Source organism: Protofrankia coriariae (genome assembly GCF_001017755.1).
Lineage (GTDB): Bacteria > Actinomycetota > Actinomycetes > Frankiales > Frankiaceae > Protofrankia > Protofrankia coriariae.
Map to the genome: position 1 here is coordinate 216712 of NZ_JWIO01000003.1, position 2852 is coordinate 219563.

At 75.2% G+C, this 2852-nt stretch carries 1 pseudogene (running past both ends of the window); it reads right to left on the bottom strand.

What is annotated here, in order from left to right:
- Positions 1-2852 (bottom strand): annotated as a pseudogene (locus FrCorBMG51_RS34395) (AAA domain-containing protein) (its annotated part extends past both window edges: 212 nt to the left, 2064 nt to the right); the annotation flags it as partial.

Consider the following 2852-nt stretch of genomic DNA (forward strand, 5'->3'; position numbering starts at 1 on the left):
GGCGGGCGCGTCCGCCGGCCACCACCAGGTCGACGCGCCGGCCGTTCACCTCGACCTGGGGCCACACCAGATAGCCGCGTTCGCGCAGGGCACGGAAGACCCGTTGCTCGAAGAGGGTGTCGAAGCGAGGGTGCGGGATGTCCGGGCGGACGTCGCGCGGCACGGGAACGGACGCGGACACGGCGGGGGCCGGGCCGGCGTCCACCCCGACGGTGACGGACGGCCGCACGGACGTCTGTGACAGGACGTAACTGAGATAGTTGTGCCGCAGGTCGGTCGACTCCAGGTCGCCCGTGGTCACCGAGTGGAACAGCCACACCTGGTCGCGGGCACGGGAGGTGGCCACGTTGAACCTGCGCTGGTACTCCAGCCGGGTCAGCGACGGCGTGGGGGTGTCGGGCGCGACGACCATCGACAGGAAGACCACGTCCCGTTCGTCGCCCTGGAAGTCCGGTGGGGTCCCGACGCGCAGCCGCCGGCGCTGCTGCTCGGCCGGGGACATCCGGCTGATCAGTTTGCCGCGGATCAGCTCCGCCTGGGCGCTGCCCTGCAGCACGACGACGCCGAAGGTCAGCCCGTCGTAGCGGGGGTCGTCGGCGCAGGCCAGCACCTGGGTCACCAGCGCCTCGGCCTCGGCCGCGTTGCGCAGCCCGCCGGCGACACCGGAGGTGACCGCACCCGGGACGTGGCACGACCGCAGCGGCGGCAGCCNAGCCGGTCCGCGCCGAACTGGCGCAGTGGCACCAGCGGGGCGTCCCGGTAGAACAGCGCGGACGACCACTCGATGATCTCCGGCATGCAGCGGAAGTGCTCGCGCAGCCGGATGACCTCGCCGAACCTCGTCCGCAGCAGGGTGAACAGGCTGGACCGGGGGGTGAACGCGATGCGCAGCCAGCCCGGCACGTCGGGCAGCAGCGTGTCGAGACGCTGGAAGACCGGTTCCAGCTCCTCGAAACTCGCCTCCGCCGGGGTGCACTGCCGGTCGTCACCGACCACGATCACGCGGGGCGCCAGCCACAGCAGGAACAGGCTGTCCAGCCCCGCCTGGCTGCCCTCGTCCACGATCACCACGTCGAAACAGTCCCGGACGGCGGGAATGGTCGACAGCACCTCGCCGATCGGCATGATCCAGGCGGGGACGGCGGTCTGGGCGACCCGCATCGCCTCCCGGGCGGCCTGCCGGTACCGCTGCGCGTAGCGGCCGGTGAACTTGCCGCCCGCGGCGACCGCGTCGGCGTAGGAACGCAGCGCCGCGGACTGCTCGGCGCCCATCCGCCCAAGGCAGTGCTTCCAGGCGAGCGCGCCGGCGAGCTCGGCGGTGGCGGCGGCGAGGGCGTCCTCGGCGGCGTCGAGCTCGGCCTCGACGTCGGTCTCACCAGCCGCCGTCCGCGAGCGTTCCAGCCAGGTCGCCGCGCAGGCCCACGCCCATGCCGCGGGGAAGGAGGCGATCCGCTGATCCCATTCGGCCGCGTCCGCGTCGCCCGGACGGCTGCCGGCTGCCGGCTCGGTGTTACGGAGCGTATCTACCGTTCCGGCATCCGATGTCCCGGCCGCGGCCTTGGCGCCGTCGGCCGTACCCGGCGCCAGGCTCTCCAGCAGGACGGCCAGGGCCGGGTGCGCGTCCCGTACGCGCGCCAGCAGAGTCACGCAGCGCCGCTCCGCGTCCCGTTCGCTGTCGGCCGCCTCGAGCGCGCCCCGGGCCGCCTTGTAGGCGGTGACGTCGCGGGCGGCCAGCGCGTCCGCGAGCGTGCCCAGCTCCGGTGCGGCCGTCCCGGTCCTGGCCGCCGCCAGGTAACGGCTGTGGATACGGCTGAGATCCGCGGTGGCGGCGGTGGCATGTTGACGCAGCCGGACATCCTCGACCGCGGCGGCAAGATCCCGGCAGGCCCTGGCGCCGGTGAGCGTGACGCCGAGGGAGCCGCCGGCGGTGGCCAGAGCGCCCGTGCCGGCAGCACCCGGGACGTCCGGCATGCCGGGGTGGCCGGGGACGCCGAAGGAGGCCAGGACACCAAGGACGCGGTCGCGCGCGCCACGGGCCCGGTCGACCGCGGCGAGGGCGTCGGCCAGATCGTGCAGGCGGGCCAGGCGCACCTCGGGAGCGGCGTCCGGGTCGATGTGTACGTCCACCAGCGCCCAGGCGTTGCTCGCCGTCTCCAGGCAGACCTGTGCGGTCAGCCGGGCGAGCACCGCGTCGAGCAGGTCGGGGGTGCGCGGGGGGACACCGTCGACGGTCGCCTCCGTGAGCAGCAGGGCCGCGTTCTTCTGGGCCTTCGACGGGAAGACGGCGCGCAGACCGTGGCCGGCCGCCAGGTGGGCCCGCAGCGCCTCGCCGTGGGCGAGCAGCACCTGCGCGTTCGCGGGCCCCCGCTCGGTCAGCGCGGGCAGGACGACCGTGCGCAGCCCGACCCGCTCGAGCGCGCTGGCGGCCTGCTCGACGGCCGGCGCGGTCGAAGCGATCTTCGTCCACAGCACGGTGTCACGGCCGGCGAGGGCGTCGTCGAGCGCCGTCCGCACCCACGCCCAGCGGCCCTGGTGGCCCGCCACCAGGGCCAGCGCGTCGGTCAGCTCCGCGGCGACCGCCCGCAGGGCGTCCACCTGCGCCGGAGACAGCCCGGCAAGCCGGTCGGCGAGGGCGGCGACCGGCTCGGCAAGGGTGACCGTGCTGTCGTGGGCGACCGAGGAGGCGGCCCGTTCGGCGGCCAGCAGCTGGCGGATCGTGCCGGTCGGGACCAGCAGGTCCGGATCGGTCAGGCCCTGGGCGAGCCGGCGGGCCCGGGCAGGCGTGCGGGAGCGCAGCACGGCGAGCAGTTCGGCCGCCTCGGCGGCGTCCAGGGGCGCCGGCGGCGGCCCGC